The following is a 16,944-nucleotide window of genomic DNA, read 5'->3' on the forward strand; positions in this document are numbered from 1 at the left end:
GGGGGGTGGCCCGGGGCCCCCGGGGGGGGGGGGGGCGGGGGGGGGGGGGGGGGGGGGGGGGGGGCCCCCCCGCCCCCCCCCCGCGCCCGGCTACTTCTCCAGCGGCCCGCGGGCGCGGACGGCGAGCCGGTCGCCCGCCGCGTCCTGCTCGACCAGCACGGTGTCGCCGTCGTGCACCTGCCCGGAGAGGATGGCCCGGGCCAGCTGGTCGCCGATCGCCGACTGCACCAGCCGGCGCAGCGGCCGGGCGCCGTACGCCGGGTCGTAGCCGGTGAGGGCCAGCCAGTCCCGGGCGGCGGCGTCGACCTGCAGGGTGAGCCGGCGCTCGCGCAGCCGCTCGCCGAGCCTGGCCACCTGGAGGTCGACGATCCGGCTGAGCTCGGCGGTGCCCAGCGGGTCGAAGACCACGATGTCGTCGAGCCGGTTGAGGAACTCGGGCTTGAAGGCGGTGCGCACCGTCTCCAGGACGAGGTCCTTCTTCCGCTCCTCCGGGGTGGCCGGGTCCACCAGGAACTGGCTTCCGAGGTTGGAGGTGAGGATCAGGATCGCGTTGCGGAAGTCCACCGTGCGGCCCTGACCGTCGGTGAGCCGCCCGTCGTCCAGCACCTGCAGCAGCACGTCGAAGACCTCGGGGTGGGCCTTCTCGACCTCGTCCAGCAGCACCACGCTGTACGGGCGGCGGCGGACCGCCTCGGTGAGCTGGCCGCCCTCCTCGTAGCCGATGTAGCCGGGCGGGGCGCCGACCAGCCGGGCGACGGAGTGCTTCTCGCCGTACTCGCTCATGTCGATGCGGACCATCGCCCGCTCGTCGTCGAAGAGGAAGTCGGCGAGGGCCTTGGCGAGTTCGGTCTTGCCGACGCCGGTCGGGCCGAGGAAGAGGAAGGAGCCGGTCGGGCGGTCCGGGTCGGCGACGCCGGAGCGGGTGCGCCGCACGGCGTCCGAGACGGCCTGCACGGCCTCGTGCTGGCCGATCAGGCGCCGGCCCAACTCGTCCTCCATACGCAGGAGTTTGGCGCTCTCGCCCTCCAGCAGCCGGCCGGCCGGGATTCCCGTCCAGGAGGCGACGACATCGGCGACGTCGTCCGGGCCGACCTCCTCCTTGACCATCGAGGCGGTGGCGTCCTCGTCCGCGGCGCGCTCCTTGGCCTCGGCCAACTCGCGCTCGGCGGACGGGATCTCGGCGTACATCAGCTTGGAGGCGCGCTCGAAGTCGCCGTCCCGCTGGGCGCGGTCGAGGGCGCCGTTCAGGTCGTCCAGCCGCTCCTTGAGCTCGCCGACCCGGTTGAGGGACTTCTTCTCCTGCTCCCAGCGGGCCGTGAGGACGCTCAACTGCTCGTTGCGGTCGGCGAGGTCGCGGCGCAGCCGGGCGAGGCGGTCGACCGAGGCCGGGTCCGACTCCTTCTCCAGCGCCAGCTCCTCCATCCGCAACCGGTCGACGGAGCGCTGGAGTTCGTCGATCTCCACCGGGGAGGAGTCGATCTCCATGCGCAGCCGGGAGGCGGCCTCGTCGACCAGGTCGATGGCCTTGTCGGGCAGGAAGCGGGAGGTGATGTAGCGGTTGGAGAGGGTGGCGGCGGCGACCAGGGCGGCGTCCGCGATCTGCACCTTGTGGTGGGCCTCGTAGCGGCCCTTGAGCCCGCGCAGGATCGCGATGGAGTCCTCCACGCTGGGCTCGCCGACCAGCACCTGCTGGAAGCGGCGCTCCAGGGCCGGGTCCTTCTCGATCCGCTCGCGGTACTCGTCCAGCGTGGTGGCGCCGACCATGCGCAGCTCGCCGCGGGCCAGCATCGGCTTGAGCATGTTGCCGGCGTCCATCGCGGAGTCGCCGCCGGCGCCCGCGCCGACCATGGTGTGCAGCTCGTCGATGAAGGTGACGACCTGGCCCTCGCTCTGCTTGATGTCGTTGAGGACGGCCTTCAGCCGCTCCTCGAACTCGCCGCGGTACTTGGCGCCGGCCACCATCGCGCTGAGATCCAGGGCGACCAGGCGCTTGCCGCGCAGCGACTCGGGGACGTCGCCGGCCACGATCCGCTGGGCCAGGCCCTCGACGACGGCGGTCTTGCCGACGCCGGGCTCGCCGATCAGCACCGGGTTGTTCTTGGTCCGGCGGGAGAGCACCTGGACCACCCGGCGGATCTCCTGGTCGCGGCCGATCACCGGGTCGAGCTTGCCGTCCCGGGCGGCCTGGGTGAGGTCGGTGCCGTACTTCTCCAGCGCCTTGTAGGTGCCCTCGGGGTCGGGGGAGGTGACCCGGCCGCTGCCGCGGACGTCCTTGAAGGCGGCGAGCAGGGCCTTGGGCGTGGCGCCCTGCTGCGCGAGCAGCTCGGCGACCGCGCCGCCCTCGTGGGCCAGGCCGACCAGCAGGTGCTCGGTGGAGACGTACTGGTCGTCCAGGTCGTCGGCGCGCCGGCCGGCCTCGGTGAGCACGGCGAGGGTGTCGCGGGCGAGCTGCGGGGCGGCGACGGTCGAGCCGGAGGCGCTGGGCAGGGCGGCCTGCTGGCGGCGGGCGTCGGCGGTGATCCGCTGCACGTCCGCGCCGACCGCCTCCAGCAGCGGCCTGGCGATGCCCTCGGGCTGCTCCAGCAGGGCGGTCAGGATGTGCACCGGCTTGACGTCCGGGTGGCCCGCGGCGGCCGACTGCCGGATCGCGGCGGACAGGGCGTCCTGCGTCTTGGTGGTGAACTTGCTGGCGTCCACTGCTGGGGGGTCCTCCTCGTGCGGTCTGCGCTGCTCCTGCTGAGTACAGCATGCACTAAGTTGAGTCTATTCCGCTCAACTTTTGCGTGAACTCCCCGTACCGCCCGCCTGCCGGGTCATCCCCAGCAGCTCCCGGGCCGGACCGCTCGGCCGCTGCCCGGCCGGCCACACCGCCCGCAGCGGGCGCCGCAGGTCCAGCCCCTCCACGAGCGGCACCTCCACCAGCCGCCGGGTGGCCAGCTCCTCCACCACCGCCAGCTCGCTCAGGCAGACCGGCCCGGCGCCCGTCATCGCCGCCGCCTTCAGCGCCGTGGACGAGGCCAGCTCCAGCCGCGGCGCGACCGTCCCGCCGTACGGCGCCAGCGCCATCTCCAGCACCTCCCGGGTGCCCGAGCCCGGCTCGCGCAGCACCAGCGGGGTCGCCGCCAGCTCCGGGCCGGTCAGCGGCGAGCGGGCGGCGGTGCGGCGGGCCCACGGGTGCCCCGGCGCCACCACGACCACCAGCCGGTCGGCCGCCACCACCGCGCCCGCCAGCCCGGGCGGGGTGCTCGGCCCCTCCACGAACCCCAGGTCGGCGTCCCCGGCCAGGACGTGCCCGGCCACGTCCGCCGAGTTGGCCGTCCGCAGCGTCACCGCCGTGCCCGGACTGCTCGCGTGCAGCGCCAGCAGCCACCCCGGCATCAGGTACTCGGCGACCGTCAGACTGGCCACCACCGTCAGCCGGGCGTCCCGGCGCTCGCGCAGCGCGTCGATCCCGGCGTCCAGCGCCTGCGCCGCCTCCAGCACGTGCCGGGCCCACTCCACCACCAGCCGGCCCGCGTCGGTGGGCCGGCTGCCGCGCGGGGAGCGGTCCAGCAGCGCCACCCCGATCTGCTGCTCCATGCCCTTGATCCGGGCGCTCGCGGTCGGCTGGCTGACCCCCAGCTCGGCCGCCGCCCGCCCCACGCTGCCCAGCCGGTCCACCGCGAGCAGCAGCTCCAGTGCACCGAGTTCGGGGACGCGCGAGGAGAGGGCCATAGGTCCAGGCTATGCCCTCATAGACGTGCCGGTCCTACCGGAGCCCGCCCCCGCCGGGGGACGGTGGGGAGCATGGCCACCCTGATCAGCCCCCACCCGCTCGCCCGGACCGCCCGGCTCGACCTCGCCCGGCTCGGCCCCAACTGGTACGCCGTCGTCATGGGCACCGCGATCGTCGGCAACGCCGCCGCGGTGCTCCCCGTCCGGCTGCCCGGCCTGCTCCTCCTCGGCGAAGCGATGTGGGCGCTCGCGCTGGCCGCCCTGCTCCTGATCGCCGCCGGCCGACTGGTCCACCTCACCCGGCACCGCGAGGCCGCCCGCCGCCAGCTGCTCGACGAGCCCGCCACCGCCGTCTTCTACGGCTGCCCGCCGATGGCCCTGGTCTCGGTCGGCCTCGGCGCCCTGCTGCTCGGCCCCCGGGTGATCGGCGCCGGCCCCGCCGCCGCCCTCGGCCTGCTGCTCTGGTCGGCCGGCACCGCGTACGCCCTGGCCGTCGCGGCCGGCATCCCGTACCTGATGATCACCCGGCACCGGCTCTCCGCCCTGGAGGCCAACCCGACCTGGCTGCTGCCCTCGGTCGCCCCGCTGGTCTCCGCCGCCGCCGGGCCCGCGCTCCTCCCGCAGCTGCCGGCCGGAGCCGCCCGGCAGGCCCTGCTGTACGGCTGCGGGGCGCTGCTCGGGATCGGCCTGCTGGCCGTACTCGCCCTGCTGCCGGTGGTGCTCACCGGGCTGGTCCACAGCAAACTGCCCGCCCTGGCGCTCACCCCCTCGCTCTTCCTGGTGCTCGGCCCGCTCGGCCAGTCCACCACCGCCCTGCAGAACCTCGCCGACGGCGCCGACCGGGTCGCCCCGCAGCTCGCCCCCGCCGCCCTGGCCATCGCCGAGCTGTACGGCGTCGCGGTGCTCGGCGTCGCGATGCTCTGGCTGGCCCTCGCCACCGCGGCCAACCTGCGCGCCCGGCGCTGCGGCATGCGCTTCGCGATGACCTGGTGGGCGTACACCTTCCCGGTGGGGACCTGCGTCACCGGCGCGGCCGGCCTCGCCCGGCACACCGGCTTCGCCGGGTTCACCGGACTGGCCGCCGGGCTGTCCGTGCTGCTGCTCGCCGCCTGGGCCGTCGCCGCCTGCGGCACCGCCGCCGGACTGGTCTCCGGCCGGCTGCTGGGCGGCGGGGCTGCGGGCCGCTGAGCGGTCGCTCGCCCGGTTCCCCGGCGGCGGCGCGACGACGCGCACTCCGCGGTGCAGGTTCCTGCAATTGCGAGAACATGCAGCTTGACGGCCCTTGTTCACCGGCCGTCACGCTGTGATGGTGGAGTCACGCCAAGTCGTCCGGGCAACCGCAGCCCGATGGTGGCGACTTGCTCTTCAACGGAATGCGCACGGTACCTCTGTACCCGCATAACGGGGGGAAGAGCGCCGGCCGGGACGCCATGTGTGGTGATGGCCCCCAGCGCCGGAGTCGGCGAGGCGTTGCTGCTCCGCCTCGCCGGAAGCGCCTTGGCATTGGCGTACACCGGCGGCCCCTGAGCAGCCGGCGTGCGACGGCACGCCGGCCTCGGGGGACCGCCGGACCGTGCACACCCTTCTCCTCCCGCCGCCGCGGCCGGTCGCCCCGGACCGCCGTCGAGCCCGGGAAGGGGTGCTGAGATCATGACAGGGCACTGCGCCACGACCACCCGCTCCCGGCCCCCGGCCGGAGCCGCGGACGCACCCGCAGGGCGGACCTGGCAGGACATCCGGCAGGGAGTTTTCGAGGTGGCGGCGGAACCGACGACCGAGGACGACCGGGCCGGCCGCTGGGAGCCCGACGAGGCGGCCCGGCAGCTCTACCTCGCCGTCCTCGCCGACGGCGGCCGGCTCGCCCACGCCGACGTCGCCGAGGCCGACCGCGGCACCCTCGCCCGGCTGGTCGACCTGGGCCTGCTCATGGCCAACCCGATGGACGCCTCCTACACCGCCGTCAGCCCCCGCTCGGTCAGCGACCGGCTCGGTGCCGAACTGCGCAGCGAGGCCACCCGGCTGCTGGTCCACGCCGAGAACCTCCCCGGCGCCCTCGACGGCCTCACCCGCGCCTACGACGCCATGCCCCGCCCGCCCGAGCGCTCCGGCGGAGCCGTCTACATCGAGGGCCACGTCCACATCCGCCACCGCATCTCGCAGCTGATCTCCGACTGCCGCGAGGAGGTGCTCACCGCCCAGCCCGGCCGGCGCCCGGCCGCCGCCGTGGAGACCGCCCTCCGGCAGGACCTCAACCTGCTGCAGCGCGGCTGCTCGCTGCGCACCGTCTACCAGCCGGTCTCGGCCGCCGAACCGGCCGTGCTCGACTACATCGCCGAGGTGACCCGGCTCGGCTCCCGGATCCGGGTGCTCGACGAGCCCTTCCAGCGGATGATCGTCTTCGACCGCGCGGTCGCCGTCATCTCCGCCAACGACGACCACAGCACCGCCGCCTTCATCTCCGACCCCGCCGCGGTCGGCTTCCTGGTGGGCGCCTTCGAACGCGACTGGGCCCGCGCCGACACCGTCGACTGGGCCGCCGCCCTCGCCCAGGGCCCCACCCACGGCGGCCCCGACCGGGTCGGCCGGCTGCTCGCCAAGGGGCTCACCCAGCGCGCGGTGGCCACCCGGCTCGGCCTCAGCGAGCGCACCGTCGCCGCCCACATCGCGCGGCTGCGCGAACGCCACGGCGCCCAGACGCTGTTCCAGCTGGGATGGCTGATGCGCGGCGGACGCGGTGACTGATCCCGTCCCGGACAGGTCGGTACCGAGCGGACCGGAACCGCCCGCGCCCGCCGCCCCCGGTGAGGCTGCGCGGGCCCTCTGGCTGGCCGCCGTGGCCCGCGGCGGCCGACTGCCCGCCGAGCCGCTCAGCGGGCCCGAGGGGGCCGCCCTGGACGCCCTGCTGGACCTCGGCCTGCTCGTCCCGCACCCCTGCGGTCCCGGCTACCTCGCCGTCAGCCCGCGGGCCGTCGCCGCCCGGCTGGGCGCCGAACTCCGCACCGAGGCCACCCGGCTGCTGCTGGCCGCCGAACGCCTGCCCGCCGCCCTCGACGGCCTCACCCGGGCGTACGACGCCGTCCCCCGCCGCGGCAAGGGGCCGCAGGGCCGCTCCGTCCAGATCGAGGGCCGCGAGGACATCCGCCAGCGGATCGCCGAACTGCTCTCCGACTGCCGGGAGGAGTTCCTCGCCGCCCAGCCCGGCCCGCGCCCGGCGGTCGGGCTGCAGATGACGATGCGCCAGGACCTCGCCCTGCTGCAACGGGGCTGCGCCATGCGCACCATCTACCAGCCGGTCGCGGCCCGCGGCCGGGAGGCCGTGCGCTACGCCGCGACGATGACCGGGCACGGGGCCCGGGTCCGGGTGCTGGACGAGCCCTACCGGCGGATGCTGGTCTTCGACCGGACGATCGCGGTGATCCCCGCCGACGACGCCGACACCCGCGCCGCCTTCGTCACCGATCCCGCCGCCGTCGCCCACCTGGTCGGCCTCTTCGAACGCGACTGGGCCCGCGCCGACACCGTCGACTGGGCCGCCGTGGCCGCGCCCCCGGAGCCGGGCGCCGGGCCCGACCGGGTCGCCAGGCTGCTCGCCAAGGGGCTCACCCAGCGCGCCGTCGCGGGTCGCCTCGGCCTCAGCGAGCGCACCGTCGCCGCCCACATCGCGCGCCTGCGCCACCGCCACGGCGCGCGCACGCTCTTCCAACTCGGCTGGCGCATGCGGGGGGAGCACCGCGATGCGCACTGACCGCCGGGCCGCGCAGCGGAGGGTACGGCCGGTCCCGGGTACGGCGGCCGTCGCTGCTGCTGCCGTCGCCGCCGGGGAGCGGCCGGGGTCAGCCGGTGGCCGCGCCGGTCGGCCAGTAGCCGTGCGGGCCGACCGCGGGGGGCTGCTGGCGGGGCACGCTGAAGTGCTCGCCGGGGGCCGTCCAGAAGCCCTCGCGCAGCGAGAGCGCCATGCCGGCCCAGTCCAGGGCGGTCTCCACGGTGTGGTGGAGGGCCTCCTGCGACCAGGTGTCGTCGAAGACCAGCGGCAGGACGGGGGCGACCTGCTCGATGGTGGCGATCAGCGGGTTGTGGGTGATGGCCTCGTCGACCAGCAGGACGATCGGCTTCCGCAGGGCCGAGGCCCAGCCGAGCTCCAGGCTGACCCCGGCCGAGAGCGGGGCGCCGACGTACGCGAAGACCAGGTCGGCGGACTGCAGGGCCCGGAAGTCGGACGGCACCCGCGGCTCCGGCGCGCGGCCGGCCACCGTCCAGGCGTCGCTGTGGTGCGCGCTGTACACGGCGGCGCCGCTGCGCAGCAGGGTGGTGCGAAGGGTCGTCAGCCGCGTCCGGCTGGCCAGGGTCACCACGCTGTCGGCCGGGCCGGTCAGCCGCATCAGCGGCGCGGCCAGGAAGACCCGTGCACGGCGGCCCTCGGGGGTGTGCGCGGTGTGGTGTGGAGTGGAGCCCTGGTAGCGATCAGTCATGTCGACTCCATGGAAAGGCCGACCGGGAGGGTGTCGGGCCCCGGCGGGCCGGCTGCTATTGAGTAGTTCTGGGGGGACTAACGGGGGCGGTCGGCAATGCAAATTGAAGTGGACACGGCGATGTAACTCCGGATCCGTAATCGCAGCGATCAGTCGGTGCACTGATCGTGTCGCCGAGGCGGCCGACGAGTCCACTGGCACGAGGTGTCATCTCGCTGCCTGGCAGAGAGATGACATGCCGATCCCCCTACAGCCTGGGGTTGAGCCCTGGAAGAGTCGGGGCGGTCGCAGTGACAAAGGAGGGACAGCTCGCTGACATGTTCGAGGATGTGCAGCATAATCAGCGCTGCGGCTCGTACGGGGGCCGAATGAGCTGACACGGTATTGGTTCTTGAAGGGAAGTGGTCCCAGTGCGCAAGGCGCGCCGATTTGTAACCGCGATTGTGCTGGCCGGTGCGGCGGCCGTGCTGGCCGGCGGCCCGCTTCAGGACGACGTCATCTGGACCCGTCCGCAGCCGGTCCAGGTCCAGGACACGGACGCGTCCGGCGAGGGCTCCACGGTGGTCGCCAAGGCGATGATCGACGTCATCTGGACGTGATCGGGCCTACTCGTGGCTGTCGCTGTCGCGGAACAGCGGCAGGCTGCGGTGGCTCTCCGAGAGCTTCCAGCCCAGCTGGAACAGCGTCTCCGCGGCGTATTCCTCGCGGAGTTCGGCGATGTGCCGGGCGAGCGTGCGCTCACTGAGGCCGAGGTTCCTGGCAATGACCCGGTGGCCGACCCCCTGAAGCATCATCCGGAGGATGTTCTCGCGAAGTCTGGAGACCACTTCCGGCGGTACGTCGCGGCCTCCCTGGAAGGGGATTGCGCGCTCCCAGAAGCTCTCGAAGAGGCTGACGAAGAAGCCGATCACGGCCTCGTCCTGGACGAAGGCGGCCCGCTCGGTGTCGCCGCTGATGGGGATGACCGCGGTGGCCCGGTCCACGATGATCATTCTGGTGAACGGTTCGCCGAGGGTGCGGACCTCGCCGCCCTCCTCGGTCATCGCCGCCACGTACTCCCGGGCCGAGGCCGAGTAGCGGGTGCTGGGCTGGTAGATCGTCCGCCGGGACACCCCGCGCCGCAGCATGCCGACGTCGAGCGCTATCGCGGCCTCGGTCGGGAACGACCGGGCGCCGCCGCCCGGCTGCGCGCTGAGCACCTCCTTGGTGCTGCTCTCCATGAGCTCCGCGAGGCGCCGGTTGATCTCGGTCTTGCCGTGCAGGTGCTCGATCGGGCCGCCGTCGTGCGCACCGCCGCCGCCGTTGCCGTAGGCGTGGCTCAGCTCCTGGAGGTCGGCGGGCAGCGAGACGGCGCGGCTGAGCAGGTCCAGCGCCTTGCGCTGCCAGGCCGCGCTGAGCGCGCCGGCCAGCTGCCGGGGGTCGACCGCGACCAGGATGCCGGGATCCTCGACGTCCGGGACGAGCAGGCCGATGTCCATCAGCTCGCGGAGGTGGCACTCGCTGCCACTGGCGACCTCGGCGGGGATCAGCCGGCCGTGCGCCTGGAGGACGTCCTTGTACAGGGTTCGGGCTTCGGGGGACAGCCGGCCGTGGCCGTTCGCCGTGAGACCGGTCTCCTCAGCCCCACCCATCCGCCGCTCCTCGCCTTCGCCTGAACCGTTACGCCCTGTTCGACCGCGCTTCAGTGCCGGATCCTCGGCGCCCACTGTCGCACAGGGGTGCGGCGCGTCGCACGTGAATCTGCTACGGCTGCCTCTCGGAGGAAGACTGCCACGTTCCGAAAGCCGCCGGCACCCCCCGACGGGAGGGAACCGGCGGCCCGGTGGCGGTCGGGTCGGTCAGCGCTTGGGGCGCCAGACGACCAGGGCGCTGGACTGCGTCGGGGGCTGGTACGGGACGAGGTCGCGGCGGTACGAGGCGTGGATCGTGGCCTCGCGCTGCTGCAGCGCGCTGGCGGCCCCCTCCAGGGAATCGACCAGTTCGGCGATCCGGGACTGGAGGGCGGTGACCTGGTTCTCCAGTTCGATGATCCGCTTGATGCCGGCCAGGTTGATGCCCTCGTCCTGGGACAGCCGCTGCACGTCGCGCAGCTGCTGGATGTCCCGGGCGGAGTAGCGGCGGCCGCGGCCGGCCGTGCGGTCGGGGCAGACCAGGCCGAGCCGGTCGTACTGGCGGAGGGTCTGCGGGTGCAGGCCGGAGAGCTCGGCGGCGACCGAGATCACGTAGACCGGGGTGTCCTCGGTGAGGACGTACGGCGGGGCCGCCGTCGGGGCGCGGCGCGGGCCGGGGCCGGAGCCCGGGAGGCCCTCGCCGAGGCCGGGACCGATCGGGCCGCTGCTGTCGGGGGTCATCTGGTCGTCACGCTCCCTTCGCCGCCCGGAACAGGGCGGCTCGCGGGTCGTCCGAGGCGGTGGCCTCGCGGTACTGCTCCAGGGCCGTCAGCGCGTCACCGGTGACGTGCTGCGGCACCACGACCTCCACGGTGACCAGGAGGTCGCCGCGGGTGCCGTCCTTGCGGGTGGCGCCCTTGCCGCGGGCCCGCAGGGTGAGGCCGTTGGCACTGCCCGGGGGCAGCTTGAGCTTGACCGAGGGCCCGCCGAGGGTGGGCACCTCGATGGTGCCGCCGAGAGCGGCTTCGGGGAAGGTGACCGGCACCGTCACGGTGAGGTTGTCACCCTTGCGCCCGAAGACCGGGTGCGGGTCGACGTGCACGGTGACGTAGAGGTCGCCGGGCTGGCCGCCCCGCTCGCCCTGGGCGCCTTTGCCCTTCAGCCGGATGCGCTGGGCGTCCTGCACCCCGGCCGGGATCCGGACCTGCATGGTCCGGGCCGAGCTGGCCCGGCCGCTGCCGTGGCAGTCGGTGCACGGGTCGTCGACGATCATGCCCCGGCCGCGGCAGTCGCGGCAGGGCTCGGACAGCGCGAAGGCGCCCTGGCCGCGGCTGACGGTGCCCGCGCCGACGCAGGTCGGGCAGACCCGGGGCGTGGTGCCGGCCTTGGCGCCGGTGCCGCTGCAGGTGCGGCAGGGGGCCTGGCTGGTCATCCGCAGCGGGACGGTCGCGCCGTCGACGGCCTCGTCGAAGGAGAGGGTGACCTCGGTCTCCACGTCGGAGCCGCGCCGGGGCTGGGCCTGCCGGGTGCCGCCGCGGTTGAACAGGCCGCCGAACACGTCGCCGAGCCCGCCGCCGCCGCTGTTCTGGCTGCCGCTGAACAGGTCGCCGAAGTCGAAGCTGTAGTTGCCCCCGCCGGCGCCGCCGGCCCGGAAGCCGCCGTTGGCGAAGAGGCTGCGGGCCTCGTCGTACTCCTTGCGGCGCTTCTCGTCGGACAGCACGTCGTACGCCTCGGAGATGTCCTTGAACCGCTCCTCGGCTTTGCTGTCGCCCTTGTTGGCGTCCGGGTGGAACTCGCGGGCGAGCTTGCGGTACGTCTTCTTGATCTCGGTGGCGGTGGCGTCCTTGGGCACGCCGAGGACCTTGTAGTAGTCCTTCTCCACGTAGTCCTTGCCGCTCATGGCTGCCGCCACCTCCCGAAACCCATAGCGAGACCTGAAGTCAGTGCAGTGTCGACTGCGGTGTTGATCACGAGCGCGCCGCGGAGCCGGACGCCGTACTGGACGACGGCGTACGGCTCCGCGGCACACGCACGGTCAGCTGTCCGCGCCACCGTCGGCCTTGTCCGACTCCGCGGACTTCGCGGACTTGGCGGACTCGGCGTCCGGGGCGGCGCCGGTCTGGGAGCCCGGCTGGGGCTCCGCGACCGCGACCATCGCCGGGCGGATGATCCGCTCGCCGATCCGGTAGCCGGGCTGGAGGATCTGGACGCAGGTGTCCTCGGTGACGTCCGAGGAGTAGCTGTGCATCAGGGCCTCGTGCTGGGCCGGGTCGAAGGGGTCGCCCTCCTTGCCGAACTGCTGCAGGCCCAGCTTGGCGACGACCGTCTCCAGCGACTCGGCGACGGACTTGAAGCCGCCCGTCACCTCGCCGTGCTCGCGGCCGCGGCCGATGTCGTCCAGCACCGGGATCAGGGACTCCAGGATGTTGGAGACCGCGATCTCGCGGACCGTCAGCCGGTCGCGCTCGACCCGCTTGCGGTAGTTCTGGTACTCGGCCTGGAGTCGCTGCAGGTCGGCGGTCCGCTCGGCCAGCTCGCGCTTGGCCGCGGCGAGCTCGTCCGAGCCACCGGCGGCGGCCTCCTCGGCGGCCTTGATCACGGCCTCCTCGGCGGCGGAGTCGTCGCCGGGCTCGGCACCCTGCGGCTTCTCCGTCATGCCGCACCGCCCTTGGGCTTCTCGTCGTCCACGATCTCGGCGTCGACGACGTCGTCGTCCTTGGCACCGGTGGCGTCGCCGGCCGGGGCACCCGCCGCGTCGGCGTTGGCGTACAGCGCCTGGCCGAGCTTCTGGGCGGTGGTGGACACCTTCTCGGAGGCCTCGCGGATCTTCGCGATGTCCTCGCCCTTCAGGGCCTCCTTGAGCTCGCCGATGGCGGTCTCGACCTCGGTCTTGACCTCGGCCGGCAGCTTGTCGGCGTTGTCGGCGATGAACTTCTCGGTCGAGTAGACGAGCTGCTCGGCCTGGTTGCGGGTCTCGACCGACTCGCGGCGCTTGGTGTCCTCCTCCGCGTACTGCTCGGCCTCGCGGCGCATGCGGTCGACCTCGTCCTTCGGCAGCGAGGAGCCGCCGGTGACGGTCATCTTCTGCTCCTTGCCGGTGCCGAGGTCCTTGGCGCCGACGTGCATGATGCCGTTCGCGTCGATGTCGAAGGTGACCTCGATCTGCGGCAGGCCGCGCGGGGCCGGCGGCAGGCCGGTCAGCTCGAACATGCCGAGCTTCTTGTTGTACGCGGCGATCTCGCGCTCGCCCTGGTAGACCTGGATCTGCACGGACGGCTGGTTGTCCTCGGCCGTGGTGAAGATCTCCGAGCGCTTGGTCGGGATCGTGGTGTTGCGCTCGATCAGCTTGGTCATGATGCCGCCCTTGGTCTCGATGCCGAGGGACAGCGGGGTGACGTCGAGCAGCAGGACGTCCTTGACCTCGCCCTTGAGGACACCGGCCTGCAGCGAGGCGCCGATGGCGACGACCTCGTCCGGGTTGACGCCCTTGTTGGCGTCCTTGCCGCCGGTCAGCTCGCGGACGAGCTCGGCGACGGCCGGCATGCGGGTGGAGCCGCCGACCAGGACCACGTGGTCGATCTCGGACAGCGCGATGCCGGCGTCCTTGATGACGTTGTGGAACGGGACCTTGCAGCGGTCCAGCAGGTCGGAGGTGAGCTGCTGGAACTGGGCGCGGGTGAGCTTCTCGTCCAGGTGCAGCGGGCCCTCGGCGGAGGCCGTGATGTAGGGCAGGTTGATCGAGGTCTCGGAGGACGAGGACAGCTCGATCTTGGCCTTCTCGGAGGCCTCGCGCAGACGCTGCAGCGCCATCTTGTCCTTGGACAGGTCGACGCCGTGGCCGGCCTGGAAGACCTTGACCAGGTGGTCGACGACGCGCTGGTCCCAGTCGTCGCCGCCGAGGTGGTTGTCACCGTTGGTGGCCTTCACCTCGACGACCCCGTCGCCGATCTCCAGCAGGGAGACGTCGAAGGTGCCGCCGCCGAGGTCGAAGACCAGGATGGTCTGGTCGTCCTTGTCCAGGCCGTACGCCAGCGCGGCGGCGGTCGGCTCGTTGACGATGCGCAGGACGTTGAGGCCCGCGATCTCACCGGCCTCCTTGGTCGCCTGGCGCTCGGAGTCGTTGAAGTACGCCGGGACGGTGATGACGGCGTCGGTGACGGTCTCGCCCAGGTACGCCTCGGCGTCGCGCTTCAGCTTCTGCAGGATGAAGGCGCTCATCTGCTGCGGGTTGAAGTCCTTGCCGTCCAGGTTGATCTTCCAGTCGGTGCCCATGTGGCGCTTCACCGAGCGGATGGTGCGGTCCACGTTGGTGACCGCCTGGCGCTTGGCCACCTCGCCGACCAGGACCTCGCCGTTCTTCGCGAAGGCGACGACGGACGGCGTGGTCCGGGCGCCCTCGGCGTTCGTGATGACGGTGGGCTCGCCACCTTCGAGAACGCTGACGACCGAGTTCGTCGTACCGAGGTCGATACCGACCGCGCGTGCCATCGTAGATACCTCCACAGGAGAGTTGAGCTTTACGGGCTCAAGGATGCATGACCCGGCGGGGAGCGTCAACAGCTTTGAGTCCATGCCGCTCAACTTTGCTGAGCGCCGGGGCGCCGGACGCGTGGCCGGTGGGGCCCGGCGGCAGCGGTGGGCCGTCCGGGGCCAGTCGGCCGAGGCCGGTGTGCCCCCACGTGACTGCCGCCATACCTTGGGCATCTTCTGGAGAACTGTTTTGGAGCGGTATTGTCCGGGCCGTCGGCCCGGCAAGTTACCGGCGAGTACACTCAGAACTGCAAGAAGACCGCCCTCAGGAAAGCCGCAGGAGACGGAGAGCCGATGCAGCTAGCAGCGATCGTCATCTCGCTGGTCACGTTGGTGATCGGCACCGCGCTCGCCGCCCGTGCGGCGCTGTACATCTACAAGGTGGTGCTCACCGGCCAGCCGGACGGCACCCGCTTCGGCAGCCCCGCGCGGCGCCTGAAGACCCTCGGCGTCGAGTTCTTCGGCCACACCCGGATGAACCAATGGGGGATCGTCGGCATCGCCCACTGGTTCGTGGCGGTCGGCTTCTTCAGCCTGGTCCTCACCATCGTCAACGCCATCGGCCAGCTCTTCGACGCCGAGTACGCGCTGCCGGTCATCGGACACTGGATGCTGTGGCAGCTCTTCGTCGAACTGCTCGGTACCCTGACCACCCTGGGCATCCTGACCCTGATCGTGATCCGGCTGCTCAGCCTCCCCGGCCGGGCCGGCCGCAAGTCGCGCTTCGCCGGCTCGATCGCCTGGCAGGCCTTCTACGTCGAGTACACGATCCTCGGCATCGGCCTCTGCATCACGATGCTGCGCGCACTGGAGGGCGCCCTCGCCGGCGTCGACTCCTACGGCCCGGCGCACCTGGTCTCGTACCCGCTGGTCGTCGCCTTCGACGGGCTGTCGCACGACACGCTGGTCAACCTGGTCTACCTGTTCGCGATGCTGAAGATCTGCATCTCCTTCGCGTGGGCGACCACCATCGGCCTCAACCCCTCGATGGGCGTGGCCTGGCACCGCTTCCTCGGCTTCTTCAACATCTACTTCAAGCGCGAGGACGACGGCGCCACCGCGCTCGGCGCCCTGCGCCCGATGACCAGCGGCGGTGCGCCGATCGACTTCGAGGACCCGGCCGACGACGCGGTCTTCGGCGTCTCCCAGGTCGAGCACTTCTCCTGGAAGGGCATCCTCGACTTCTCCACCTGCACCGAGTGCGGCCGCTGCCAGTCGCAGTGCCCCGCCTGGAACACCGGCAAGCCGCTCTCGCCCAAGCTGCTGATCATGAGCCTGCGCGAGCACACCTTCGCCAAGGCCCCGTACCTGCTGGCCGGCGGCGGTAAGTCGATGGAGGGCGAGGAGCAGGCCACCGCCGAGCAGCTCAAGGACGTCCCGGCCGCCGCGCTGGCCGAGGCCGAGCGCCCGCTCATCGGCACCGCCGAAGCCCCTGATTCCGGTGGTTTGGGCGGCGTCATCGACCCGGACGTGCTGTGGTCCTGCACCACCTGCGGCGCCTGCGTCGAGCAGTGCCCGGTGGACATCGAGCACATCGACCACATCGTCGACATGCGCCGCTACCAGGTGATGATCGAGTCGTCGTTCCCGACCGAGGCCGGGACGATGCTCAAGAACCTGGAGAACAAGGGCAACCCGTGGGGCATGGCCACCAAGGCCCGCCTCGACTGGGTCAAGGAGCTCAAGAAGGACACCGGCATCGAGGTCCCGGTCATCGGCCAGGACATCGACCCGGCCGAGGTCGAGTACCTCTACTGGGTCGGCTGCGCCGGCGCCCTGGAGGACCGCGCGAAGAAGACCACCAAGGCCTTCGCCGAGCTGCTGCACACCGCGGGCGTGAAGTTCGCGATCCTCGGCAAGGAGGAGACCTGCACCGGTGACTCCCCGCGCCGCCTGGGCAACGAGTTCCTCTTCCAGATGCTCGGCGCGCAGAACGTCGAGACCCTGAACGCCGCGCTGGAGGACGCCCCGACCAAGCGGATCGTGGCCACCTGCCCGCACTGCTTCAACACCATCGCCAACGAGTACCCGCAGCTCGGCGGCCACTTCGAGGTCATCCACCACACCCAGCTGCTGCAGCACCTCATCGACGAGGGCAAGCTGATCCCGGTCAACCCCGTCGAGGGCCTGATCACCTACCACGACCCCTGCTACCTGGGCCGCCACAACAAGGTCTACAGCCCGCCGCGCGAGATCATGGACAAGGTCCCCGGTCTGCGCCAGCAGGAGATGCACCGCCACAAGGAGCGCGGCTTCTGCTGCGGCGCCGGCGGCGCGCGGATGTGGATGGAGGAGCGGATCGGCAAGCGCATCAACGACGAGCGCGTCGACGAGGCGCTGTCCCTCAACCCGGACATCGTCTCCACCGCCTGCCCGTTCTGCCTCGTCATGCTCTCCGACTCGGTCAACGGCAAGAAGAACGAGGGCGCGGCCAAGGAGAACCTGAAGGTCGTCGACGTCGCCCAGCTGCTGCTCGACTCGGTCAAGGCGACCCCGCCCGCGGAGGTCGAGCCGGAGCCCGTCGAGGCGTAGGACCGCGCGAACGGGCGGCACCACGCGTTCGCCCGTTCGACAGTTCTGCTACAACTTGGCCCGGCCCGGGGGGTGCCGTACAGCACCCC

The 16,944-nt window shown here is 72.5% G+C and carries 13 protein-coding genes; 5 read left to right on the forward strand and 8 right to left on the reverse strand.

From position 1 onward, the window contains the following. Nucleotides 1-90 precede the first annotated feature (90 nt). Nucleotides 91-2,697 (reverse strand): ATP-dependent chaperone ClpB, encoded by a 2,607-nt coding sequence (gene clpB / locus ACWGB8_RS27485; protein ID WP_452216298.1) that lies wholly within the window; start codon nt 2,695-2,697, stop codon nt 91-93. A 75-nt stretch (nt 2,698-2,772) separates the two neighbouring features. After that, nucleotides 2,773-3,714 (reverse strand): LysR family transcriptional regulator, encoded by a 942-nt coding sequence (locus ACWGB8_RS27490; RefSeq protein ID WP_452216299.1) that lies wholly within the window; start codon nt 3,712-3,714, stop codon nt 2,773-2,775. A gap of 72 nt (nt 3,715-3,786) precedes the next feature. On the opposite strand from ACWGB8_RS27490, the gene ACWGB8_RS27495 reads away from it, so the two are divergent. The 3 genes from ACWGB8_RS27495 to ACWGB8_RS27505 all read left to right on the forward strand — a co-directional run bounded on the left by ACWGB8_RS27495 (nt 3,787) and on the right by ACWGB8_RS27505 (nt 7,459). After that, entirely contained in the window at nt 3,787-4,902 is a 1,116-nt protein-coding gene (locus tag ACWGB8_RS27495) for an SLAC1 family transporter (protein ID WP_452216300.1), read from the forward strand. A 462-nt stretch (nt 4,903-5,364) separates the two neighbouring features. Further along, entirely contained in the window at nt 5,365-6,456 is a 1,092-nt protein-coding gene (locus ACWGB8_RS27500) for a LuxR C-terminal-related transcriptional regulator (protein ID WP_452216301.1), read from the forward strand. Beyond that, entirely contained in the window at nt 6,449-7,459 is a 1,011-nt protein-coding gene (locus ACWGB8_RS27505) for a LuxR C-terminal-related transcriptional regulator (protein ID WP_452216302.1), read from the forward strand. The genes ACWGB8_RS27500 and ACWGB8_RS27505 overlap by 8 nt, the downstream gene beginning before the upstream one ends. An 88-nt stretch (nt 7,460-7,547) precedes the next feature. Here ACWGB8_RS27505 and ACWGB8_RS27510 read toward each other — a convergent pair whose 3' ends face one another. After that, nucleotides 7,548-8,183 (reverse strand): hypothetical protein, encoded by a 636-nt coding sequence (locus ACWGB8_RS27510; RefSeq protein WP_452216303.1) that lies wholly within the window; start codon nt 8,181-8,183, stop codon nt 7,548-7,550. Nucleotides 8,184-8,593: 410 nt separating this feature from the next. On the opposite strand from ACWGB8_RS27510, the gene ACWGB8_RS27515 reads away from it, so the two are divergent. Then, a complete protein-coding gene (locus ACWGB8_RS27515) occupies nt 8,594-8,782 on the forward strand; it encodes a hypothetical protein (RefSeq protein ID WP_452216304.1) in 189 nt (62 codons plus the stop codon). 6 nt (nt 8,783-8,788) lie between these two features. Here the strand turns inward: ACWGB8_RS27515 and ACWGB8_RS27520 are convergent, their stop codons facing one another. From ACWGB8_RS27520 to dnaK, 5 genes are all read right to left on the reverse strand, one after another. Then, on the reverse strand, nt 8,789-9,814 hold the full coding sequence (locus ACWGB8_RS27520; protein WP_452216305.1) for a hypothetical protein: 1,026 nt from the start codon (nt 9,812-9,814) through the stop codon (nt 8,789-8,791). 207 nt (nt 9,815-10,021) lie between these two features. Beyond that, the gene (locus ACWGB8_RS27525) at nt 10,022-10,534 is read right to left on the reverse strand and encodes a heat shock protein transcriptional repressor HspR (RefSeq protein ID WP_452216306.1); all 513 of its coding nucleotides are present in this window, start codon (nt 10,532-10,534) and stop codon (nt 10,022-10,024) included. Between the two features lie 7 nt (nt 10,535-10,541). Continuing rightward, nucleotides 10,542-11,693 (reverse strand): molecular chaperone DnaJ, encoded by a 1,152-nt coding sequence (gene dnaJ, locus ACWGB8_RS27530; RefSeq protein ID WP_452216307.1) that lies wholly within the window; start codon nt 11,691-11,693, stop codon nt 10,542-10,544. A gap of 135 nt (nt 11,694-11,828) precedes the next feature. After that, nucleotides 11,829-12,449 carry a nucleotide exchange factor GrpE gene (gene grpE / locus ACWGB8_RS27535; RefSeq protein WP_452216308.1) on the reverse strand — a complete coding sequence of 207 codons (621 nt, stop codon included), beginning with the start codon at nt 12,447-12,449 and terminating at the stop codon, nt 11,829-11,831. After that, nucleotides 12,446-14,281: a molecular chaperone DnaK gene (gene dnaK / locus ACWGB8_RS27540; protein ID WP_452216309.1), complete on the reverse strand. Its 1,836-nt coding sequence runs from the start codon at nt 14,279-14,281 to the stop codon at nt 12,446-12,448. Before dnaK ends, grpE begins: the two co-directional genes overlap by 4 nt. Before the next feature lie 336 nt (nt 14,282-14,617). Between dnaK and ACWGB8_RS27545 the strand changes: the two genes are divergently transcribed. After that, complete coding sequence (locus tag ACWGB8_RS27545) at nt 14,618-16,855, forward strand: (Fe-S)-binding protein (RefSeq protein WP_452216310.1); 2,238 nt, start codon at nt 14,618-14,620, stop codon at nt 16,853-16,855. Nucleotides 16,856-16,944: the final 89 nt, after the last annotated feature.

The sequence above is a fragment of the Kitasatospora sp. NPDC054939 genome (genome assembly GCF_053610105.1).